This is a genomic window from Diplocloster modestus (genome assembly GCF_019042245.1).
Classification (GTDB): Bacteria; Bacillota; Clostridia; order Lachnospirales; family Lachnospiraceae; genus Diplocloster; species Diplocloster modestus.
In genome coordinates this window covers 69,171-93,050 of the sequence record NZ_JAHQCX010000016.1, presented here as the reverse complement: position 1 = coordinate 93,050, position 23,880 = coordinate 69,171, and the positions used below count along the sequence as shown (strand labels likewise).

Below are 23,880 nucleotides of genomic sequence, written 5' to 3'. Positions count from 1 at the left end.
GGATTAACCGTTTTCCAATGCCTGATTGATCCGGTCGATGAGCTCATCGATCATTTCGTAAGTAATCATTTCACCGGCGCCCATATCGAGAAAACAACGGACCGGCCAGAAGGCCCACAGGAAGGATTTTTCCGTCTCAGGATTGATCTGATCCCTTGTGAGCAGCTTTCGTTCTATCAGGAAATTATAGAAGATTTCCCTGCCCTGCTCCGTGGAGAGAAGCTCCGCAAAACCACAGTCTTTGCGCAATCTGCGCACGGGCTTTTTCTCATTGTAAACCTGAACTTTATGACTTTCCCGGATGTCCCTGCTGGAAGCGCCGATCTCTATCATAAAGGTATCGGAGTCCACGACCCAGCCTGCGGATTCCGGGTCATAATAGGAAAAGTCTCTCTCCGTCAAATCAAAGGTGACGGTCTTTGTCTCTCCCGGCCCCAGGTACACCTTTTCGAAGGCTTTTAGCTCCCGCACAGGACGGGGCAGTCCGGGAGCGGCCTGGGCTATGTAGAGCTGCGCGACTTCCTTTCCGCCGTAGGCCCCCCGGTTCGTGATGTCCACGCTGACCCGGTAGGTCCCGGGAACGCGGTAGTCATCGCCGGCCTTCAGGCCCGAATAGTGAAAATTAGTGTAGGACAGCCCGTAACCGAAAGGATAGCGGGGTGTCACATCTTTTTTATCATAATACCGGTAACCCACATAGATGCCCTCATTGTAGGTCAGGTCAAACGTATTGCCCGGGAATTCCAGATAGGCGGGAGTGTCGCTTAACCGGAAGGGAATGGTGGCGGAGAGACGGCCGGAGGGATTGCTTTCTCCGAACAGGATATCGGCTACCGCTTGTCCCATGCCTTCCCCGCTGTACCACACGTCCAGAAGCCCTTTTACTTCCGCCTCCCAGGGCATTTCACATACGTCCCCGTTTGACAGGATGACCACAGTGTTTTCATTGGCGCCGGAGACTGCGTGGATCAAAGCTTCATGTCCCTCCTGGATCGCCATGTTTTTACGGTTATAGTCGTCGTCCTCCTCGGGCAGGAAGGAACCGGCGAATACCAGGACCAGATCGGCCTCCCGTGCGGCAAGCTCTGCTTTTTTAAGCTGATCCGGGTCGATTGTGCCATCCGCGCCGTAGCCGGGGACATAGGTGACTTCCATATCCATTTCATCGGCGTAGCGCTTGATGGCTGTCAGAGGGATATCCACCTCTTTGGCCCGGACGATGGCGCAGCCGGTTCCCTGGTACAGCGGCTGTTCGGCCAGCAGGCCGGCTACAGCCAGCTTCTTAGCAAAACCTGGCCGGATCGGCAGTATCCGGTCATTTTTCAGCAGGACCATGCTTTCCGAAGCGGCCTCCCTGGCGAGCTTGTGATGCCGGTCAAAGTCTGCCTCCGTATCGGAATCGGCAGGCGCGGATTCCGACAGGCGCTGTACCAGCTTCAGAATATTGCGTACGCGCTCATCCAGCAGCGCTTCATCGAGACGGCCGTCTTGTACCGCTTCTTCCAGATATTTGGAGGAGGCAGGGCTTAAAGGCATCTGCAGGTCAATGCCGCCTTTGGAGGCCTCCACGGAATCTTTGACGGCGCCCCAGTCACAGATGACACAGCCGTCGAATCCCCATTCCTTTTTCAGAATGTCGCGGACATAGCGGTTATCCCCGCTGCACTCCTGGCCGTTGATCTTGTTATACGCGGACATGACGCTGGTGGGATCCGCTTTCTTTACTACCCGCTCATAGGGGGCCAGATAGATTTCACGCAGAGCCCTTTCTTCCGCTTTTACATTGACACGGGTTCTGCGGGTGTCGGAATTGTGGCAGGCGAAGTGCTTCATGCAGGTTCCCACACCCAGACTCTGGACACCTTCTACCATGGCGGCAGCCATGTCGCCGGCCAGACAGGGGTCCTCGGAATAATATTCGAAGTTCCGGGCTGTCAGGGGATGCCGGCGGATATTGATACCCGGGCCCAGCAGCAGCTGGATGCCGATACCCCGGCACTCGGCTGCGATGGCCCGGCCGACCTGGCGGATCAGGTCTTTGTTCCAGGAACAGGCGATGGCTGATCCGGAGGGGAATGCCGTAGCCTCGCAGGTATTGTTAAGGGCTTTCTCGTCGTCGAAACGGCCGCTTAATGTGTCATAAAAGGTGGAGGGCTTTGGATCGTCAGAGCCCATCTGGAACCGGACCCCGCTGGTGCCGTCGCTCATCAGGACAGACGGCACTCCGAGGTGCGGCAAGTCCAGCGTTCTCCAGGAATTTTTACCTGTGCAGAACATCACCTTCTCATGCAGGGTCATTTTTTTGATAATATCCTCTATATTCACAAAATAACCTCCGTTTACTCGGTCTTTAAGTTATTCCAGCCGTTCTGAAGCTCACGGGTGAAAGCCACGCCGTCGATGTTGCCGGCCACCAGCTTCTGTACGGCCTCCCCGGCCGCCTGGGCAAATCCGTCCGGATAATAGGAATGATACATGCCATATACCTTACCCTGATTAATATAGGAAGAAAGATCTGTTCCCAGTTCACCGATGCTGTCCGGGTCCGCTTCAAAGGACCGGAAGGCGGGAATCATCTGCAGATCGGTGGTCATGCATTTCTGTCCCTCCGGGGTGGTGGAAAGCCAGGTAAAGAATTCCTTGATCTCTTCCTTTGCCTCAGAGTCCTTGTTGATGCCCCAGTATCCGGTTACCCCGGCAAACAGCATATCGTTGGCTTCCTTGTCATCATCGATGGGGAAAGGCATTAAGCCCGCGGACAGATCCGGTCCGGCTTCGTCCAGCGTGGGCTGGTTCCAGTTTCCTCCCAGGGTCATGGCCACTTCCTGGTTGCTGAACAGGGAAGTCTGGGTGTTGAAGTCGGTATTCATCGGGTTCGTGCATTTGGATACGTCATAGAGCAGATAATCCGCCAGCGTCAGGAATACGGGGTTATCCACGAAAGTGGTGCTGCCGTCGTTTAATCCCTGGAGGAACGCCATGGGGTCCTCTTGTCTGGCAATCCCTACATTTACCATAAAGTTTCCGGCCTGATACCAATCCATGTAGGGCTGTGTGATGGGGGAAATGCCTGCCGCTTCTAATTTATCCACGGCTGCCTTCATCTGGGTAAGCGTGGTGGGCACCTCGGTGATTCCCGCCTGTTCAAACAGTTTTTTATTGTACATATAACCATAGCCTTCCACGGAAACCGGCAGTCCATATACGCCGCCGTCGATGGTAATGTCCTGTTTGGCCAGGTCAATCATATCCGCTACCCAGGGCTGGTCGCTTAAGTCTTCCAGGTGGGACTGCCACAGCTTCGCGTCCGCGTTACCTACGATGGTAAACACGTCCGGAGCCTGTCCGCCGGTAAACTTGGTCTTTAATGAGGTAAAATAGTTATCGGCCTCGGATTCCACCACGAATTCCACCTCCGGATGCATCTCGGAATATTGTTTGCATACATTTTTCAATGCCTCGTCGATCTGGATCTTCAGCTGATAGATGTAGATGGTCTTTTTCTCTGTGGTACCTGCATCGGCAGTGCCAGTGCCCTTATCGCCGGCGGCTTCCCCGCTGTCCTGTGCGGCCGGGGTCTTTTCCGGGGCGGCATCACCGGAACCGGTGGTAACTCCGCAGCCAAACATGCCCAGGGCCATCACACCTGACAACAGCAGTGCCAAAAGTCTTTTTCTTTCTTTCATATACGTTTCCTCCTTCTGTATTTACGGTTTTGTTTTATATTTATCCCTTTACAGCTCCGGCCAGAATACCGCCGACGATTTTTTTCTGTAACAGGACGAATACCACTAATATAGGAACAATGGAGATCACCAGCGCCGGAAGCGCCAGATCCCACTGGCTGGAATACTGGCTGAACAGTTTCTTGATCGCCAGCTGGATCGTGCTCAGCTGGCTGCTGTCCAGCAGGATCAGCGGAACGATAAAGTCATTCCAGATCCAGAAGATGTCCATGACGAAGATCGTCACCATGGTGGGCTGCAGCAGCGGAAGAATGATCTGCCAGAATACCCGCACCGGGCCGCAGCCGTCTACTCTGGCCGCCTCCTCAAGCTCATAGGGGAGAGATTTCACCGCGCCCTGTGTCATAAAGAAGGCGAAGGCCAGACCGATTCCCCAGTAGGTGACGATGGCCCCGGACAGGGAATTGTTCAGGCGGAACACCCGCATCACCTGTACCAGAGGAATCATCAGGGAGGCAAAAGGGATCAGCATGGACAGAACCAGCAGCCTGGAAAATATACGGGAATAAACGGTGGGATGCCGCTCGGACCAGTAGGCGCTCATAGCGCTTAACAGTACGATCCCGGTTACGGAGAGGACGGTCACCAGGGCGGTATTCCACATGACCCTGGGGATTTCTACCGTTTTCCAGGCATTGATATAATTCTCCAGATGCAGGATGCCGGGAATCTCAAGAGGCCTTGCGATAATATCGCCCAGCGGCTTAAAGGAGTTCATCACCACCACGAACAGAGGATAGAGGAACACAAGGACCGCCAGTAACATGACGAGAAACAGGATGACAGATCCGATTTTACCTTTTTTCATTGGTACTCCCTCTCTTTCTTGCCGGTGAAGTACATCTGGATGCCGGTTATGAGCATGATAATTACGAAGAACACCAGTGACTCGGCAGTGGCTAACCCGTATTTATTGTTGGCAAACGCGTCGTTGTAAATATACAGGGCCATGGAATTGGTAGATCCATAGGGGCCGCCCTTCGTCAGCGAGTAGTTCAGCTCGAACATCTTAAAGGCGTTGGAGATCGTCCAGAACAGGCACACGGTTATGTAAGGCATACACAGAGGCAGTTTTACCTTGAAGAAGGTGCACACAGCCGACGCGCCGTCGATCCGGGCGGATTCGATCAGATCGGAAGGGACGCCCATCAGTGCGGCGGTCATGATTACCATCACATACCCCACGTTCTGCCAGACGCTGACGATCACCAGTCCGATAAACGCGGTAGACTCCGTGCCCAGCCACTGTTGGTTGAAAAAGCCCGATTGAAGCAGTTGTCCAATAGCGGGAAAGCCTGTGACGAAGATGAACTGCCATACGAAACCCAGAATCAGGCCGCCGATCGTATTCGGCAGATAAAAGGCTACACGGAACAGCCCTTTTGCGCGGATGGCCGATGTAAGGGCTACCGCCAGCAGGGTTCCCAGCACGTTGATCAAAATGACGTTCACCACCGAGATTTTCAGTGTAAACCAGAAGGAACCCAGAAAATTAGACTTCCCGGAGAAGATTCTCACAAAGTTGTCCAGTCCGATAAACTTGATGTCATTGGCCACTCCGTTCCAGTCCGTAAACGAATAGATGACGCTGATTACAAACGGAACGACTACGGCCAGCGCAAAGGCCAGGGATGCCGGCCCCAGAAACAGCGCGTGGCGCCAAAATCCCATTTTTTGCTTTTTCACAGATTACCTACCTCCTTGAAACTCCATTGATAATGTTGTTTATTTTTGAAAGGCCGCCATATCCGTAATAACTTTTCTATTACATCATGACAGCCTCTTTACCGTGGTATGTGGGTATGTTGTTTTCTTCAGTGATTTTATTATAATCCGGCTTCCGTGGAGTTTCAGTTCGATTATTAGCGAAAAATATGCAAAAAATTGATATTATTTAACGTAATATTGACAATTTCAGAGGGATTTACCATAATAAAGACAAGATATGAAGAAAATAGAAGGTCAAATAGGAAAGAAAAATAGAAAAAAAAGAGCCGGCAAACGGCAGAGGAGGATTCTATGGAATATCCCCACGAGACGATTAAAGTTCCTGAAAAATTTCTCGCCTGGGTGTATGTACACACAGAGAACCAGATCATGGAGGTGGATAAACACTGGCACCGCAGCCTGGAGCTGACCTACATCCTGTGGGGGGACTGCCTGTTTGACGTGGGCGGCCGCAGGTTCGTGGCGAAGGCCGGGGATCTGGTCCTGATCAACGGGGGAGAGGTGCACGGCTGCCATATGAATTATTCAAGCCCTGCGGAGGCCATCACTATTATATTTCCCGTGGCTTTTTTAAAACAGATTTACCCCGCCTATGAGGATATCTGTTTTGTGCTGGATCAGGAGAAAGCCGGTTATACCCAGTTGGGCAGAATCTTTAAAGAAATTTTTCCGGTGTTCAGCAACCGGAAAACGAATCTTCATTACCAGCTGAAGCTAAACAGCAGTTTCTATGAGATCTTATATATACTTCTCACCGAGTTCAAGAGGGAGAAGGAGGTGCCTACCGCTATCAAAACCCAGAAGTACATGGAGCGGTGCCAGGATATTATAGCCTATATCGATACGCATTACCGGGAGACGATTTCTCTGGATACCCTGTCCAGGGACTACGGAATATCCAAGGAACATCTGTCACGGACCTTTAAAGAGTGCATGGGCACCACCTTTAAGAAATATCTGACCAGTATCCGCATGCACCACGCCTACCAGGACCTTACGGAAAGCGACTACTCCATCCTGCAGATCGCTCTGGACAATGGTTTCTCCGACAGCAGATCCTTTACCAGGGCTTTCCAGCACTATTACGGGCAGCCGCCCCTGAAATACCGGAAGTCCCTGGCAGGCCCCAACATGTCCCATGTGAAAAATCCCTATCTGCGGACACACGGCTACCTGTAAACGGTTGCGGCGGCGGTCAGTCTCCATTCCCATTCAAGAGTAGATGGATCTGTCTTATCATTGTCGGAATATCCAGTGGTTTGGCCAGATGACCGTTCATACCCGCGGCCAGGGTGGCCTCCACATCCTCCGCGAAGGCATCCGCGGTCATAGCCAGGATGGGGATGACGCCGGCGTCCGCACGGTCTAAGCCGCGGATCTGTTTTGTCGCCTCATACCCGTTCATGACGGGCATCTGCACGTCCATTAATATCAGGTCATAATGCCCGGGAGACGATTTTTCAAATGATTCCACACAGGCCAGGCCGTTGGAAACCATGTCCATCTGCGCGCCCAGGCCTTCCAATAATTCCCGCGCGATCTCCTGGTTCAGCATATTATCTTCCGCCAGAAGAATACGCCTGCCGGTCAGATCCTGGCTCATGTCTTTGCAAGTCGCCGTCGGTTTATCTCCCAGGACGTTTTGGCAGATACAGCGGTGCAGAGCGGTTTTAAGTAACGGCTTCTGAAGAAAATCTTTTATGCCGGCAGCGGCAGCTTCCTCCTCCATACCCGCGCAATCATACGCGGACAGGAGAAGAGACGGCGGTTTTTCGCCCGTCTGCTCCAGGATTGCCAGGGCTGTCCCGACCGCGTCCGGATCCTCCAATTCCGCATCCAACAGGATCAAAGTGTAATCATCCCCGCGGCTGTGGGCGGCGGCCGCTTTCTGTACGGCCGCTTCTCCTGACGGAACAAGATCCGGGCTTAGCCCCAGAGCGCGCAGAAATTCTGCGGTGGTGCGGCTTTCTTCGGGATCACTGTCCGCGATGAGGATTCGGATGCCGGGCAGCGCCGGGTTTTCCTGATCGGCAGCGGCCGCAAGGAGCAGGTCCAGGTCCACGGTGAAGACAGAACCCTCCCCGGGTCTGCTGTCCACGGTGATCGTCCCCTCCATCATATCGACGATCATTTTGACAATGGCCATGCCAAGGCCGGTTCCTTCGGTCTGATGAACCCGGTCGTCCTGTTCCCGGGAAAAGGAATCAAAGATGTGCCGGAGGTATTCCGGCTTCATACCGATCCCGGTATCCGCCACGCGGATGGTCAGATGGGCTCTGTTTTCCCGGACGGAAGGACTTTCCGTAATATCGACCCGGACCGCGCCGCCCTCCGACGTGAATTTTACCGCGTTGGAGAGCAGGTTGATGAGCACCTGATTGAGGCGCAGCGGATCAAAAGAAAGCGTTTCGTGTGTAATGCCGTGTAAATAGATGTGGAATCCCTGGTTCTTTTGTGCAGCCGTCGGCTGTATGATTCGCACCAGATTCGTAAGCAGTGTTTCCAGGGAAGTATCCATGTTATTCAGTTTCATTTTACCGCTTTCGATCTTGGACATATCCAGAATATCGTTGATCAGTCCCACCAGAAGCTGTCCCGACAGTTCAATGTTTTTCAGATATTCCCTGACCTTATCCGGTTCCCCGGCGTGACGGGAAGCCAATTGGGTCATACCGATGATGGCGTTCATAGGAGTGCGGATATCATGGGACATATTGGACAGAAAACGGCTTTTGGCGGTGTTCGCGCTCTCGGCGGCCAGGCGCGCGCGTTCTTCGGCCTGGAGTATCCGCCGGGAGGTGGTTCGGTGGACGATATAAAATGCGGCCATGATCAGACCGCTTACCAGTATCAGAATGAGAAACACCTGGGAATTTTGGACAATATTGTGGGTCTGTTCCATGATGACCCGGTTGGGGACAATGGACACCAGATACCATCCCGGCGTATTTTCCATGGGCACGTAACAGAACACGTAGTCTTCTTCCTGATAGTGGAAGCGGGCAGCCCCTTTTTTCCCAAGCTCCAATGCGGCCTGAAATGACCGGATTTCATCCGGATCATTGCCTTGCAGGTCGATGATATCAAACAGGTTTTGAAAGGTACGGTTGCTGTTGCGGTGTAAAGAGCGGATCAAAATATCCCCCTGTGGGCTGACCACATAAGAAAACCCGGTATCGTCGTAGAAAGACAGGGAAAACCGTTCCGCGACCGTAGAGAGGGGCAGGGACTTTTGCAGGAATCCCTCCGCTCCGTCCTGAAATGAAAACCGTTCGTAATATCCCAACGTCCACACGCCGGTACGGCCATCCAGATACGGTTCCCGAATTCCGCTGCCCTGCAGGGACAATAAAGCCTCGGCCTGTTCCGGGTTAAGCTTTTGCGCCTCCCCGGGCTGTGTGCCGTAACAGGTATTGGTATCCAGGCTGACGCAGATATAGGAGGAGCCGGAATCTCCGGACAGATGCAGCATTTCCTCCTGAATTGCTTTGCCGTCGCGGGAATCTTCCGCCGACAGGTCTTCGGCGAGCCAATGCAGCATCTCCATATCCTTTTCAATATAAGTATCCAGCGCATGACAGCCCTGCGCCGTTACTTCCAGGACGTCGGTTACCGATTTGAGCCACAGAGAGTTCTGTACGCTCCTGAGGTAGTAGATACTGCCCAAAAGCACGATTGACACGGATAGGACCGCAAGGAGAAGCGTTTTCCATCTGTGTTTTATTTTCATGTTTCATTCCTCCAGCGTAATCCAATCTATTGTGTCAGCAGTTGCTCCATATGGGATACGGCCGTATCCGCATCGTCGCCCTCCAGCATACCCTCGATACATTCCCGGGACAGATCCCAGATCGGGAACAGCAGATTGTCATCGGAACCGATTACACTGCGGCCGTTGGTGAGATACGGCCCGACTGGCTGGATCGCGTCGTCTTCGGCCAGACGGTTCTCCTTCAGCGGACTGAAAGAACTCTGGCTGTCGACAAATTCCCACATGACATCGTTCTGGGTGAGATATTCCACAAACTGTTTGGCTTCTTCGGGATAGCGGCTGTTGGCGTTGATGCCGATCCGGGTATCCATATTGATCACCAACACGCTTCCGTCATCCAGAATAGGGTAGGGATAGACCTCGAATTCAAAATCGGGATTCAGATCCCGCAGCCGGGGGACGGCCCAGACGCCGGTTAACATAAACGGCTGCTCCCCTTTGGAAAAGGCGGCCAGATCCTCTTTGGTCTTAGACGTGCGCTGCGTTTCCTTCCGGTCTATCCAGCGGCGCGTGAACATCCGCTCTACGAATTGAAAGCCGGGGCGCAGGGTATCGGCAAGCGCGGCCGGATCATCATTGAACCGCGCGATCTGACCGGAGGCAGCACCCGAATAATAGGGCAGCAGACATTTTGCCAGGACCACGGTTTTCAAAGAAATATCGTTATTGGCCACAATCGGCGTGATACCTTCCGCGGCGAAATAGTCACATACTTGCTCAAATTCCGCCAGATTATGGGGAACCTCCTGCCCGTGCTCCTTTAGAAGATCCAGATTACAGTACAGGCCGAAAGCTGAGATGGAGGTGGGAAGATAATAAATACCGTCGAGGGCGGTCATCTGGCTTTTTGCCAGCTCACTGAAATTCCCCAGGGTGGACAGGCCGGAAAGATCCGCCAGTTCACCCTGCCGGCCCAGTTCCAGCACCCTGGCATGATCCAGCATAAAGACGTCGTCCCCGTTTCCGGTAGCCAGTCTTTTTTCGAGTATCTCAAAATATGGGGGATTTTTAATGCCGTCATAGGAGATGGAGATGTCCGGGTATTGATCCATGAAGCCATGCAGGGAATTTTCGATTGCCGTGACATTGAGGGCCTCGTATTTGAACCCAAAAAAAGTCAAGGAGACCTGTGGTTTTACGTCTTCCTGACTGTTCTCAAATATGATATTCCGGCTCCGGGCGGACCCGCATCCGGTGAAAATACAGGAAACCAGAATACTGAGGAGAATATATAGTAAAATAACCGGGTGTTTTTTCATGGTTCAAACCTCTTTTAATCTATAAGAAATATAATCCGATCCAAACGGAGGATAAAAGGATTACGGAATATCCCATTTGCTTTATAATTGTAACATGGCGTATCCGGCAGCACAAGGATATTTACAGCACCGCAGCCAGCCAAAACTGCCAAAACTACAAATTGAACCGCAGAAATAGCTATGATATAATATGGTCAATAAAATAGGTACAGGCGCAGCAAGTGGCAAAGGGGGTTTTGTATGGGTGTTTTTAAGAGGGCATATTTATACGTCACCAGGAAAAAAGTGAGAAGTATTCTATTATTCCTGATCATGCTTGTGACGGGCCTTTTCCTGCTGGTGGGACTCTCGATCCGCGCCAGCGCCCAAAAGGCCGCGGATGAAGTGCGAAAGACCATGAACACCGGACTCGTATTGGAAATGAATCCGATATCGGGGGAGCATCTGTTTGAACTGGCTCAAAATGAGGACGGGGAGATGGAGCGGAGGCTGAAGGTGCCCCTGCTGACCCAGTCCAAGCTGGAACAGCTGCTGGATATCGATGGAGTCTGCGGATTTTTTTCCGAAATGGGGCATGAAACCTTATATACCGGCCTGGAGGTAAGGCCGGGAGGGTATTCGAAGGAGCTGCGGCAGATAGAAGAAACGGACCCGCAGGGGCTGGACGAGAGCCTGCGGCAGAGCAGGCTTTCCGATGAGACCTATTCCCATACCAATGGTTTTTATCTGATCGAAGACGGCCGGTGGCATCCATTTTTCGCTAACGGCGCATTGGAGCTGACACAGGGCCGCCATATCGAAACAGGAGATTATGGAAAGGCTGTCATCTCAGAGGAGCTGGCAAAGATGAACGGGCTTCAGATCGGTGACCGGATCAATTCTTATAATTTTGATTTTATCACCGGGGAGCGATACGGAACGGCGTTTGAGTCGGAGATCGTCGGGATTTTCCGGATCAATTTCGAACAGGATCTGTCCAACTGGACTTCCGAGGACAATATCTTTGCCAATATTATCTTCGCAGACCCCAACATGCGGCATTGGGCGCAGGTTGAATACAATACCCATTACGGCAATGACGTGCTGGCCCGTGAAAGCGACCGGGTGATCAGTGAAGTGACCCTGTTCGTGGAAGACCCTCTGCTGCTGGATTCCGTAAAGGAACAGGTCCTGGCAAACGATACGGTGGACTGGAGCTACTACAGCTTGAAACGCTACGATCACGATTATCAGGCCGCGGCCGGGCCGCTGCGGACGATGGTAAAGCTGTCCACGGTGCTGGCTGTTATAATGGCCGCGGGAGCGCTGGCGGTCCTTTCCCTGATTCTGACTATGTGGGTGCGGAGCAGAAAGCGGGAGATCGGCATACTGGCCTCCATCGGGGTGAAAAAGCAGACAACCCTGGCCCAGTTCCTTCTGGAATGCTGTGTTGTGGCCGCAGCAGCCTTTCTGCTGGCCGGTCTGCTGGCCGGGCCGGTAACCGATGTGATCGGGAATGGACTGGCGGGAATGGTCAGCTCGCCGGGCAGCGCCCAGCCCTTCGAGGTAGTCATAGACCAGCAATCCAATGTGATGGTTAATAAAATGCCGGATGCGGAGGTGTCGCTTACGTATCATCTGACGCCGGGAACCGCGTCGGGGGTATTCCTGACCATGCTGCTGGTGTCGGTCACATCCGTGGTCGTCTCATCCATGCGGGTGATCAGGCAGAAGCCGCGGGATATTCTGGGAGGAGGGTGATGCTATGCCGGCATATCGCAGAGCGTATCTTTTTGTTATTCGGAAAAAAGGAAAAACGGCGCTGCTGCTGGTCACATTTCTGGTCATTATGACCCTGCTGCTGGCAGGGATGGCGGTCAACCGGGCCGCTAAGACAGCGGCGGCTCAGCTGCGGGAAAGCATAGGCGGATATTTTAAGATCGCGCCCGATTACCAGAAGATGAATATCCGGCAGTTCACGGACCGGCAGCTGATCGATCAGGTGATGGAAACAGAGGGGATAAAAGCGTATAACGCCATGGATACCTGGTATCTGAGCGTGCCGGAGCTGACCCTAAAGCCCGGAAAGTTCACCGGGGAAGGCGACGGTAAAGCGCAGATGACCCGCCTGCTGGGCAATAACGACAGCAGCCTGCATGAATATTTTGTGCTGAATATTTTTACCCTGGAAGAAGGCAGGCATCTGAGGCCGGACGATACGGGGCAGGCGTTAATATCGCGGGAATTAGCGCAGATGAATCAGCTGAAGGCGGGCGATACATTTACCGCATATATAACAGAAGACGGCAATGTGACAGGTGAAGCTGCCGGCGCGGGCGCTTCGGAGGACGGCTACCGGCTGAAGATCGCAGGTATTTTTGATGAAATGCACACGGAGGCCGGAAACCAGAACACACCGGAATGTGACCTGCCGGCTAACTTCATTTTCATAGACGCCGCAACCAGTCAGGATATAGGCCGGAAACTGCAGGGGACGTCACAGCGATATTTTAACGGGGGAGCCGCATTTTTTGCCAGAGACCCAAAAGAATTGGAACGGATTGTGCAGGAGGTTCAAAGGCTTGATGGGGTAGACTGGGGTTCCCTGAGACTGACCGTTAATAATACGGCTTATCAAAAGAGTGTGGAACCGCTGGACAGGCTGAGCGGAATGACTTTTCTGATGGTGGGGCTGATCACGGTAATCAGTGTGAGCCTGCTCTCATTGCTGCTGACCCTGTGGGAGCGGGACCGCATTCATGAGGCAGGGGTGCTGATGGCTTTTGGGATTTCCAAGAGGAATATTCTGTGGCAGCATTTTCTGGAGTGCGGTCTTATCTTTGCACTGGCCTTTTGCCTGGCGGCCGCCGTTTCCTTTCCTTTGTCCCGGCAGGCTGGGAAGGTGCTTTATCATGATGCCGCAGGGGAGGCGGAGGAGAATACGGAAGCGGTATCCTACACGTTCACTAATGATCCCGTGGACGTGGATGCGGCGGCGCCGGAGGTAAACTTCGGGGCGGAGCTGCGGCTCCCGGTGCTTGCCTTGTCCGGCGTTATGGGGATCGTGATTGTCGGTATTTCGGTGGGAATATCTTTTCTTGTGATCGTACGCAGGAAGCCGAAGGAACTCTTAACGGTCATGGAATAAGAAAATTTGCAGATCGGCAGGATCATAGTCCTTTGGGAGCTATGGGATACGGGAGGTTAGAATGAACATATTGGAAGCGAGACAGGTTTTCTATTATTATACGGAAGGCAGGCCGGTTTTGAACGGGATTGATCTGGGATTTGAAAAAGGCAAAATGTATGTGATATTGGGGCCGTCCGGCTGTGGAAAGACCACGCTGCTATCTTTGCTGGGAGGCATGGACGTTCCAAACGCAGGCCAGGTCATATTTAACGGAAAAGAAATCCGGGAAATCGGGCTGGAACGGTACCGGCGGGAAGGCGTCTCCTTTGTGTTCCAGAACTATAATTTGATCGACTATATGACGCCGGAAGAGAATGTGTGCCTGACCGCGAAGGAGGAGCCGCTTCCGGTGCTGGCCAGGCTGGGGCTGACCGGGGAGGAGGCCAGGCGTAATGTACTGAAGCTGTCCGGCGGCCAGCAGCAGCGGGTGGCGATCGCCCGGGCATTGGCGTCTCAGGCCCCTGTGATCCTGGCAGATGAGCCAACCGGTAACCTGGATGAGGCGACGGCCCGGGAGATCACGGCGGTATTCAAGGATGCGGCAAAAACCTATGGACGGTGTGTGGTGATGGTATCCCATTCCAATGAAGTGGCAAAAGAGGCGGATGTGGTGATTACCTTACATGGCGGCCAGGTGGCATAAAGCCGTTACATATACAAACAGTAAGTTTCGAAATTGGAGGGACTGGCTCTTCCGGGCGGCGGCAGATTCGGAGGAGGCCGGTCCCTCCTTAATTCTGTATTGCTATTTTCAAGAGAGTGTATTATACTGATAAAAATGATGTGACAACCTTGTCATGTTGAAAAAGGAGAGGACCATCCATGCCCACGTCTACATTCGAAAATCTCCCACCGCCCAAAAAAGAACGGATCATAGAAGCCGCCATTGACGAATTTGCCAGGTACCGTTACTCAGACGCGTCCATCAACCGGATTGTCAAAGCGGCCGGTATCCCCCGGGGGAGCTTTTACCAGTATTTTTCAGGGAAAGAGGATCTCTATATGCTGATTCTCGACAAGATCGGCCATGAGAAGCTGGAAATATTTTCAAGGTACCCGAAACCTTCCGGCGACATCACCTTTTTCGAAGCGGCGCTTGCCTCTATTCCGGGGATATTGGAATGGATCGAGCTTTGTCCCAGGTACAATCAGATCGGAATGCTGATGGCGCAGGATGACAGCGAGTTCATCCGGCATATCGTGGGACAGATGGGCCGGTCCCAGAGCGAGGTGCTTGAGTATCTGCGGCAGGATCAGCAAAAAGGCCTGGTGCGAAAAGACGTGGATCTGGATCTGGTGATCGAGATGATCTTACCGCTGGCCACTTCGCTTCTTCAGGATTTTTACAGCAAGGGAGGGCGGGAAGAGGCTCTCGAAAAAATAAAGCAGGTCTTCGAAATTCTGATATACGGAATTGCAGAAAAGGGGGTGCAGCATGCCGGAAACCATACTTCGGGGGGAAGCCTTAAGTAAAACCTACGGTAGTGCCGGCGTTGAGGTCAACGCCTTGACGGAAGCGGCTTTTGATATCGCGGCAGGCGAATTTATCGTGGTGCTGGGGCCGTCCGGCTCAGGAAAAAGTACGCTGCTTAATATGCTGGGGGGAATGGACCGTCCCAGCGCCGGACATATCTGGTACCGGGACAGGGAGCTTACGCAGTTAAATGACGTGCAGCTGTCGGAATACCGGAAAGACACCGTAGGCTTTGTGTTCCAGTTCTTTAACCTGATCCCGTCCCTGACCGCAAGGGAAAACGTAGCCCTTGCCGCCAGTATCGTCTCTTCCCCCATGAATCCCGACGAAGCGCTCTCGATGGTGGGGCTTAAGGAGCGGAGCAGGCATTTTCCATCCCAGCTCTCAGGTGGGGAGCAGCAGCGGGTATCCATCGCGCGGGCGATCGTGAAGAATCCCGGCCTGCTGCTGTGCGACGAGCCCACCGGCGCTCTGGACAGCAAGAACAGTATCGCCGTGGTGAATCTGCTGCTGGAAGTCCGGAAACGTCTGGGCTGTGCGGTGATCACCATCACTCATAACGCGGGGATGGCCCAGGTGGCCGACCGGGTGTTCTATATGCGGGACGGGCGCATCGAACGGGTGGAAGTAAACCCGGCTCCCGTATCTGCGGAGGAGATGACATGGTAGGATATCTGTTCCGAAAGATGCTTCGGGATATGCGCAAAGGAGCCGCTTCCTATATCGTGGCAGCGGTTATTGTGATGACGGGGTTCGCAGGATACTCGGTGATGTCGATCGCGGCGGACCAGCTGGAAGATTCCAAGGATTATTTTTTTGAGAAGACCAATTTCTGCGACGCGTTTGCGGAGGTACAGGAAGCTCCTGCCTCGGCCGTGAAGGAGCTGGAGCGCATCGAGGGAATCAGCAGGGCAGAAGCCCGTCTGGTGAAAACAGCGCGGGTGGCGGGACTGCCGGCGGAAGCGGAGTTAAAACTTATCTCTGTCAGCGGGGATGGTTATAATCTGCCCCTGTTATCACGGGGAATGATGCCCCAGGCGGGAGAAAGGCAGATCATCCCGGGAGACGGTTTCAGCAAGGCATGGGATCTGTCGCCGGGCGATTCCCTGAAGCTCTCCGTTGGGGGCCGGGAAACCGCATTTACCATAGTGGGCACCGGGATATCGCCGGAGAATATTTATCTGGTGAAAAATATCAACGAACTGCTGCCTACGCCGGATACTTATGACGCTGCGTTTATGGATTACGATATGATGGCGAGATTATACGGCATGCAGGGACGGGCCAATAATTTCGTCCTGACCCTCCGGCCGGACGCGGACTGGGAACAGGTCCGAAAGGATGTGGAAGAAACCCTGAAACCCTACGGCTGCTACCGGGTCTATGAAAATAAAGAGGAACTTTCCGTCTCGGTTCTGGAAATGGAATTAGAACAACTTAATAAAGTGACGGCAGCCATTCCCTTCCTGTTTCTGATGGTGTCGTCCATCATCCTGTACATAACGCTGCACCGGCTGATCGAACAGCAGCGGACCCAGATCGGCACGCTGATGGCGCTCGGCATTCCGGCCCGGTCCATCGCCTGGCATTATACCGCTTATGGAGCTGCTGTGGGACTGGCAGGCGGATTTTTCGGCGGGATAGGCGGGAGTATGGCCGCGGGACCGATGGCGGATTTTTACCGGGTATATTTCAGCCTTCCGAAAGTGTCGTCGCCGGTCTCGCCGCGCTATATGATCATCGGTATTTTTGCCGCTACCCTTTTTTGTGCGGTGGTGGGAGGCTTGTCCGTGAAATCGGCAACCAGGCTGGTGCCCGCGGAGGCGCTTCATCCCGCCCCGCCGAAGAATGCAAGGCAGCTGTTTCTGGAGAAGATCCCGGGATTTACCGGACTGTTTACTGTGCCGGGAACCATGGCGGTGCGCAGTATCGCACGTAATCCCAGGCGTTCGGCGCTCTCGCTGTTCGGGATCGCCTGCGCCTATATGATTACGGCGACTCTGGTCTCCATGAATTCGCTGTTTGACGTCTTTTTGTTTGATTATCTGGAAAAGAACCAGCAGCAGGACATAACCGTATCCTTCAGCGCCCCGGTGGCTGCCGGTGACGCCCGGCGTGCGGTACGCAGCCCCGGTATCGAACGGATCGAGGGGATCGTGGAGGTACCGGCGGTCCTGCGGGGGCCGGGCGATGAGATCGACTCCGTGATCCAGGGGATTCCCCAGGACTCCGGGCTGTGCCGCCTTTACGGCGAGGACGGGCAGGAGGTCAGGGTACAGCCGGAAGGACTGGTCCTGTCGGTCCACATGGCCGGGAGGCTTGGCGTGTCGCCCGGCGACTTGCTGGAAGTGGAGGTGTCTTACCCGGAAAAACGTATCAGCCGGGTTCCGGTGACCGCAGTGTTCTCCCAATATCTGGGCAGCAGCGCCTATATGTCCCTTCAAGGGGTCGAAAAGATCAGCGAATACCGGGATGCCTATACTTCCATGTTGATCAAGGCGCCGGAGCCGGTGCGCCAGGAATTGCTAAAACGGCTGGATGACGCTACATCGGTAACCACGATTCAGAACCGGCAGCAGCGGGTGGACCAATACCGGGGCATGATGGGGAACTTAACCGGTATCATGGGAGTTATGGCGTTCATGGGAGTTCTGGTGGGGCTGGCGGTAATCTACACCAGCTCGCTGATCAGCTTTGAGGAGCTTAAGCGGGAGCTTGCCACTTTGCGGATGCTGGGCCTGTCCGACCGGCAATGCCTGGACACCGTATCGGTCAGCCAATGGCTGCTCACCTTCGGCGGAGTGATACTGGGCGTTCCGATGACCATGGGCGCCAGCAGGCTGATTTCCAGCACGATGGCTCTGGAGCTGTTCTCGATTCCGGACTTTGTGGACGGCGCTTCCCTGCTGGTATCCGTGGGGCTTATTTTCCTGGCGGTGGCGATGAGTAACCGGGCAATCTTAAAGAAAATGAAAAAAATCACGCCTGTGGAACTTCTGCGTGAACGAGAATAACGGGGGATTCAACATGAAAAAAAGATATAAAATATGGTTTGCGGTCGTCTTAGTGGTACTCTGTGCCGGCGCCGGCGCGTTCTATTTGCTGCAGTCCCTGCCGGTGCAGGCGGAAGTTCCCGTACGGGGCCCCCTTGCGGAGAAAGTTACGGAGCAGGGGCATCTGGCGCCCGGGCACAGCATCACCATCAACGCGAACATGACGGGAACCGTCAGGGAAGCGCCTGTAAAAGTGGGGCGGAAAGTGCAGGAAGGGGATACTCTTCTGGAAATCGACACGTCGGTTGTGAAAAAGGAACTTCAGAACCAGATCGATTCCCTGAAGCTTCAGCAGTCGGCTATTTACTCCGAGAATAAGAACGCGAAGGCGGAGATATCCGTAAGGCGCGCCCAGCTGGAGCAGCAGCTGTCGGCCGCCAGACAGGAGTATGACCGCCTGTTCGGGGAAGGGGGGACGGCAAACGCCCAGCTCTCCATCGCCCGGATCAACTATGAGCAGGCGGTCCAGTCCTATGAAAACGCCCGGGATTATTACAAGGATATGCCGGGCAGCTACACTCCGGGCGAAGGGGAAGTGCAGGCGCTGCAAAGCCAGATGAATGCGGCGGAGGAGCAGCTGATCATTGCCCAGAACAATAGCTCCGACACCACACGGGCTTATTATGAAGAGACGATCGCCTCCTGTGAGGAGCAGCTAAAATCCCTGGGCAAGAGCGGCTCCAACACAGATAACAGTTCCTATGCGGCGGCACAGCAGCTTCAGATCACGATAGACGATCTGGAAGAAAAGATGGAGCGGGGCCCGGTGACCGCGCCTGAGACAGGGGTTCTGTGGAATCTGCTGGCGGATGTGGGGGGATTCGTCACGGAAAACCAGCCCGTGGCGGTCATCTATGACGAAGAGGGGATGTTAATACAGGTGTCCCTGCTTGCCGAGGACGCGCTGGCTCTGAAGACAGGGGATACCGCGGTGTGCACCCTGGCGGACGGGACCTCGTTTGAGGCGGCTGTAGATTTCATTTCTCCCGTGGCGGACGATGTGGTATCTACGGTGGGCCTGACCGAAAACCGCTGTACGGTGGAATTATCCGCCGGGAATCTTCCGGCCGCGATCGGAGCCGGATATGAAGTGGATGTCACATTCACCTTTACCGCAGCCGAAGACGTGTTATCCGTCCCGATCGGAAGCCTGATCCCGGACGGGGCGGGCAGCTCCATATATGTAATCCGAAAGAACAAAGCCGTACTGGTACCGGTGGAAACCGGCGTGCAGAGCGCCGGCCGGGTGGAGATCCGCTCCGGGCTTAAAGAAGGGGAGACCGTCATCACAAACCCCTATGACAGCAAAGTAAAAGACGGCAGCAGAGTCACATACTGATGAGAGGGGACTGGCTCATTCCGGACGGCGACTGACCTATAGGAAAGAGTAAAGCGGGGACAGTCCCTTTCCTCTTTCGATATTCTTGCAGGCCGGCTGCGCTGCCGGAAAGGGACAGTCCCCTCCCACACCGGAAAATAAATGAGAGGGAAAGGATCAAAAGGTTATGGGAGAGATGAGAGTGGAACAGCGTCAGGATGGAGAAAACAGGCAGAATGCGATTATAAGCGGGGTAATCTGGAAACAGCTGCTTCTTTTCGCCCTGCCCCTGCTGATCGGTAACCTGTTCCAGCAGTTGTATAATACGGTGGATTCGGTCATCGTCGGCAACTATGTGGGAAAGAATGCCCTGGCGGCCGTCGGCTCCAGCATGTCTATTATAAATATGCTGATCGGTTTTTTCCTGGGGCTGTCCACAGGCGCAGGCGTCATCATATCCCAATATTACGGGGCGGACGCGAAAAAGGAACTGCACGACGCCGTGCACACCACCATAGCCATGATTCTGATCAGCGGCGTATTCCTGACCTTCTGCGGGATACTCTTCACCCCGGCTATACTGAGGATGATGGGCACTCCTGCGGAGGTGATGGAACTTTCGGTCCGTTATCTGAAAATCTATTTCGCAGGAATCTTGTCCCTGATGATCTACAATATGGGAGCGGGAATCCTGCGCGCAATCGGTGATTCCAAGCGTCCCCTATACTATCTGATCGCCTCCAGCCTGGTAAATGTGGCACTGGACCTGATCTTTGTGGTATGTTTCAAAATGGGAGTGGCCGGTGTGGCATACGCCACCATCATCGCCCAGACCGTTTCGGCAGTTCTGATTATCATCCGCCTGATCCGGACCACGGAGTCCTACCGCCTGATTCTAAGAGATCTGAAAATACATAAAATATACCTGTTGAAAATTCTGCGGGTGGGCCTGCCCGCGGGCTTGCAGCAGTCCATCATCGCGTTCTCAAACGTCATCGTCCAATCCAAGATCAACGGTTTCGGCGCGGCGGCCATGGCGGGCTGCGGGGCCTACACAAAAGTGGACGCTTTTGTCATCCTGCCTTTTATGAGCCTGAGCCTGGCCGGCACAACCTTTGTCGGGCAGAACATCGGCGCCCGCAGATATGACCGGGTCCGAAAAACCGCCCGCGCAAGTTTTATCATCACCCTCATTATCACCCTGACCCTGTCCGTCCTTGTCTATCTGTTCGGACCTGTCATCCTGCGGATCTTTACCAAGGAACAGGATGTCATCCACTACGGAAGTTACATGCTGAAGACCCTGGCCCCGTTCTACCTTTTCGTGGCGTTCGCCAATGTATGCAGCGGTATCATCAGGGGTTCCGGCCAGACCGTTATCCCTATGCTGATCATGGTGGGTACCATGTGTGTGGTCCGGGTCATCTGGCTCACGGTCATGACACCCATCATGCAGGACATCATGGTCGTATTCCTGGGCTATATTATCACCTGGGTGCTGTGCGCGGCCCTGATGCTGGCCTACTACCTCATGGGCTCCTGGCTCACCCGGTACGAAAAACCGCAACCTCGTTGAACAGCGGCCGGAGGCGTGTTAATAAATATGGTTCGTATTTCCTGGGGGCTTCGTATGTCCGCTGCTTAGGGCTTTGAAACGCAGGCGGTATACGGGGACGCTGCGGGCGGCCGGATTCTTTTGTATCCCCCTGGAAGCGTATAGGGCGGCTGAGAATACGCTTAGTGAAACCGAAAAGCCGGATTCAGGATGCACGGCGGACTTCACGTCCGACGGGCAAGAGCCTCTGAACCCGGCTTTTCGATTTCACTTAGCGTATTCCAGCGCAAGCCCTCCGCGCTTCCAGGGGGATACAAAAGAATCCGGCCGCCCGCAGCGTCCCCGTATACCGCCTGCGTTTCAAAGCCCTAAGCAGCGGACATACGAAGCCCCTTCGTTTCTTTCACTCTCTGTCCGGACAGGAATCATATCCAAAATTCCGAATACGGAAATGGTTTCGGTACTGGGAAGGGGATATCCCCTTTTTCTTCTGGAAAAGCCGTATAAAATATTGATAATTGCTGAACCCGCAGGAATAAACGATTTCATTGATAGAATATTCCGTTGTGGAAAGCATCTCAGCAGCGGTGGAGATACGCACGTCCATCAAATACTGCTGCACGGAAACCCCAAAGCACTCCTTAAAAACGCGGTACAAAGTGGCCCGGCTGACACAGGCGGCATGAGCAACGTCGTCCACCGAGATATCGTACGAGAAGTTGCGGAAGATATAATCTGTGGCCAGAGCCGCGGTATCGTTGAGCTCCGAATCTTCGGGACGCCGGATATTACCTTTGACCGTGGACAGGAAAGAGAGAAATGCTCCCGCGATAGCGAATTCCCGGCCCGCATTCAAATATTTACTCTCCAGAATTTGACGCATATAAGCGGCGGATTTTTCCGGGTCGATGGTGGTATACACCGGCAGAGAAGCGGACAAGCCTATATTTTCCAATATATCCTCACAGCACTGACCGCTGAAGCCGACCCAGGAATACTCCCAGGGATCGGTCTCATCAGCCAGATAGGTCACCATGGTATTCGGACATATCAGGAATCCCCAGCCGGCCTGCATGTGATAAGATTTATCTCCCAGGGAAAACCACCCCTGTCCGGAGTTGATATAGTGAAGCAGATAATGTTTACGAACAGCCGGACCAAACTGATGCTTCGGCGAACATACTTCGCTGCCGCAATAATGGATGATAAAAGGTGGTTTTTGAGCGGAATATTTCGACATGAAGGTACTCTCCTTTCATTTTCAGTATAGCATCTATCATAAAGTTGCACAATGAATACCGGGACCCTTGAAACAAATGGTGTAAAAAATGAATCAAAAAACAACTGTAAAAGGTGAGTTTGTTTGCTATTATGAACAATATGGACGGTTGCATAGACAACTGCTCTGGAATGGGCCAAATGCTCAGTAAGAAAAGGAGGAATATCATGTACGTAAAACGGCCGCCAATGGGCTGGAATTCCTGGAATGCATTTACGAACAAAATCAATGACGAAATTATCCGGGAGACCGCGGATGCTATGGTTGGGAGCGGACTTGCCAAGGCAGGATACAATTATCTCGTCATCGACGATGCGTGGCTGGAGCGGGAAAGGGACAAGAAGGGAAATCTGGTGGTGTGCCTGGCCAAATTTCCCCATGGAATGAAATCGGTGGCGGACTACGTCCACAGCAAGGGGCTCAAATTCGGTATGTATTCAAGCGCCGGTATCCGCACCTGCATGGATTTTCCCGGCAGCTTCGGACATGAGTTTCAGGACGCGAAGTTTTTTGCCGATATCGGAGTCGACTTTTTAAAGTATGACTACTGCTACAAACCTTCTCAGGCGGACGGGCCGATGCTGTACAACCGGATGAGTATGGCGCTTAAAGCTACAGGCCGCGATATTGTGCTTTCGGCCTGTAACTGGGGAAGGGATGACACGCCCCAATGGGTACGTTCCACAGGCGCGGGAATGTTCCGTTCTACGAGGGATATCACGGATACCTACGAATCGATCCGCAGTATCGCGCTCAGCCAGCTTGATAATCTGCCCTACAGCGCTCCGGGATGCTTTAATGATCTGGATATGCTGGTGGCCGGGCTTTACGGAAAGGGCAGTATTGGTTTTGGCGAGGGGTGTACCGATGTGGAATACCGTCAGCACTTCGCGTTCTGGTGCATGCTATCCGCGCCGTTGGTGCTGGGGATGGATATTCGGTCGATGTCAGATGAAACATACCGCCTGCTGACAAACCGGGAACTATTGGATATCGATCAGGATGAGGAAGCCAGGCCACCTTACATTCATAAGCTCCAGTTCAATGACGATGGCCTCGGGAATGAAAACATGCGTGTGCTGTTTAAACATTTGAGTGATGGAACCTACGCCATTGGGATCTTTAACTTTGGGGATGAAGATACAAAAGCCAGTGTGCGGTTCTATGATATCGGTATCGACAGCAGGTGCGGATATGGTTTCCGGCTGAAGGATATTTTTACCGGGGAAGACGCGGGCACGTATCATGAGATCTATACGCAGCAGATACCGGCTCACGACTGCCGGATCTATCGGGCGGAACTGGTGGAATGCGGTTATGGGGGAATATAGACAAATACGATGTTATCAATGCCAAAAACCGCTGACTCATGATGAGATCGGGCTGTTCCGGCGGCTGGTTAACCGGGGCGCACAAGAATGCCTGTGCCTGGAATGCCTGGCCCGCGCTTATGGGGTGACGCAGGAGCAGCTCCGGAAGAAAATTAAGTTTTTTAAAGAATTGGGTTGCTGTTTATTCTGATTTATG

Annotated in this window: 18 protein-coding genes; 11 read left to right on the top strand and 7 right to left on the bottom strand. The window is 53.5% G+C overall.

Annotation, left to right across the window (positions count from 1 at the left end; genetic code table 11):
- Positions 1 to 3: 3 nt before the first annotated feature.
- From KTH90_RS19210 to KTH90_RS19195, 4 genes are read right to left on the bottom strand one after another with little or no spacing between them, the layout of a single operon-like run.
- Complete coding sequence (locus KTH90_RS19210) at positions 4 to 2,325, bottom strand: glycoside hydrolase family 3 C-terminal domain-containing protein (protein ID WP_238727276.1); 2,322 nt, start codon at positions 2,323 to 2,325, stop codon at positions 4 to 6.
- Between the two features lie 14 nt (positions 2,326 to 2,339).
- Positions 2,340 to 3,686: an ABC transporter substrate-binding protein gene (locus tag KTH90_RS19205; RefSeq protein WP_238727275.1), complete on the bottom strand. Its 1,347-nt coding sequence runs from the start codon at positions 3,684 to 3,686 to the stop codon at positions 2,340 to 2,342.
- A gap of 40 nt (positions 3,687 to 3,726) precedes the next feature.
- A complete protein-coding gene (locus KTH90_RS19200; protein WP_158353268.1) occupies positions 3,727 to 4,554 on the bottom strand; it encodes a carbohydrate ABC transporter permease in 828 nt (275 codons plus the stop codon).
- On the bottom strand, positions 4,551 to 5,432 hold the full coding sequence (locus tag KTH90_RS19195) for a carbohydrate ABC transporter permease (protein ID WP_238727274.1): 882 nt from the start codon (positions 5,430 to 5,432) through the stop codon (positions 4,551 to 4,553). Before KTH90_RS19195 ends, KTH90_RS19200 begins: the two co-directional genes overlap by 4 nt.
- Positions 5,433 to 5,765: 333 nt before the next feature.
- On the opposite strand from KTH90_RS19195, the gene KTH90_RS19190 reads away from it, so the two are divergent.
- Positions 5,766 to 6,653: an AraC family transcriptional regulator gene (locus KTH90_RS19190; RefSeq protein WP_158353266.1), complete on the top strand. Its 888-nt coding sequence runs from the start codon at positions 5,766 to 5,768 to the stop codon at positions 6,651 to 6,653.
- Positions 6,654 to 6,669: 16 nt separating this feature from the next.
- Here the strand turns inward: KTH90_RS19190 and KTH90_RS19185 are convergent, their stop codons facing one another.
- Complete coding sequence (locus KTH90_RS19185) at positions 6,670 to 9,204, bottom strand: response regulator (protein ID WP_238727273.1); 2,535 nt, start codon at positions 9,202 to 9,204, stop codon at positions 6,670 to 6,672.
- Between the two features lie 26 nt (positions 9,205 to 9,230).
- Entirely contained in the window at positions 9,231 to 10,505 is a 1,275-nt protein-coding gene (locus KTH90_RS19180) for an ABC transporter substrate-binding protein (RefSeq protein ID WP_158353262.1), read from the bottom strand.
- 240 nt (positions 10,506 to 10,745) lie between these two features.
- Between KTH90_RS19180 and KTH90_RS19175 the strand changes: the two genes are divergently transcribed.
- The 8 genes from KTH90_RS19175 (at position 10,746) to KTH90_RS19140 (ending at position 21,095) form a co-directional block, all read left to right on the top strand.
- Entirely contained in the window at positions 10,746 to 12,245 is a 1,500-nt protein-coding gene (locus KTH90_RS19175; RefSeq protein WP_158353260.1) for an ABC transporter permease, read from the top strand.
- Positions 12,246 to 12,249: 4 nt separating this feature from the next.
- Positions 12,250 to 13,632, top strand: a complete 1,383-nt coding sequence (locus KTH90_RS19170) for an FtsX-like permease family protein (RefSeq protein ID WP_158353258.1) — start codon at positions 12,250 to 12,252, stop codon at positions 13,630 to 13,632.
- A 61-nt stretch (positions 13,633 to 13,693) separates the two neighbouring features.
- Positions 13,694 to 14,317, top strand: a complete 624-nt coding sequence (locus tag KTH90_RS19165) for an ABC transporter ATP-binding protein (RefSeq protein WP_158353257.1) — start codon at positions 13,694 to 13,696, stop codon at positions 14,315 to 14,317.
- A gap of 179 nt (positions 14,318 to 14,496) precedes the next feature.
- Positions 14,497 to 15,147: a TetR/AcrR family transcriptional regulator gene (locus KTH90_RS19160; RefSeq protein ID WP_158353255.1), complete on the top strand. Its 651-nt coding sequence runs from the start codon at positions 14,497 to 14,499 to the stop codon at positions 15,145 to 15,147.
- Positions 15,110 to 15,817 (top strand): ABC transporter ATP-binding protein, encoded by a 708-nt coding sequence (locus KTH90_RS19155; protein WP_158345437.1) that lies wholly within the window; start codon positions 15,110 to 15,112, stop codon positions 15,815 to 15,817. Before KTH90_RS19160 ends, KTH90_RS19155 begins: the two co-directional genes overlap by 38 nt.
- Complete coding sequence (locus KTH90_RS19150) at positions 15,811 to 18,162, top strand: ABC transporter permease (protein WP_158353253.1); 2,352 nt, start codon at positions 15,811 to 15,813, stop codon at positions 18,160 to 18,162. The genes KTH90_RS19155 and KTH90_RS19150 overlap by 7 nt, the downstream gene beginning before the upstream one ends.
- 13 nt (positions 18,163 to 18,175) lie before the next feature.
- A complete protein-coding gene (locus KTH90_RS19145; protein ID WP_158353251.1) occupies positions 18,176 to 19,540 on the top strand; it encodes an efflux RND transporter periplasmic adaptor subunit in 1,365 nt (454 codons plus the stop codon).
- Between the two features lie 166 nt (positions 19,541 to 19,706).
- The gene (locus KTH90_RS19140; RefSeq protein WP_238727272.1) at positions 19,707 to 21,095 is read left to right on the top strand and encodes an MATE family efflux transporter; all 1,389 of its coding nucleotides are present in this window, start codon (positions 19,707 to 19,709) and stop codon (positions 21,093 to 21,095) included.
- 382 nt (positions 21,096 to 21,477) lie between these two features.
- On the opposite strand, the gene KTH90_RS19135 is transcribed toward KTH90_RS19140, so the two are convergent.
- A complete protein-coding gene (locus tag KTH90_RS19135; protein ID WP_158353249.1) occupies positions 21,478 to 22,314 on the bottom strand; it encodes an AraC family transcriptional regulator in 837 nt (278 codons plus the stop codon).
- Positions 22,315 to 22,520: 206 nt separating this feature from the next.
- Here KTH90_RS19135 and KTH90_RS19130 point away from each other — a divergent pair, with 206 nt between their 5' ends.
- Both KTH90_RS19130 and KTH90_RS19125 read left to right on the top strand, forming a co-directional pair.
- On the top strand, positions 22,521 to 23,684 hold the full coding sequence (locus tag KTH90_RS19130) for a glycoside hydrolase family 27 protein (protein WP_158353247.1): 1,164 nt from the start codon (positions 22,521 to 22,523) through the stop codon (positions 23,682 to 23,684).
- Positions 23,671 to 23,874, top strand: coding sequence for a hypothetical protein (locus KTH90_RS19125; protein WP_158353245.1), 204 nt, complete (start codon positions 23,671 to 23,673; stop codon positions 23,872 to 23,874). The genes KTH90_RS19130 and KTH90_RS19125 overlap by 14 nt, the downstream gene beginning before the upstream one ends.
- Positions 23,875 to 23,880 lie beyond the last annotated feature (6 nt).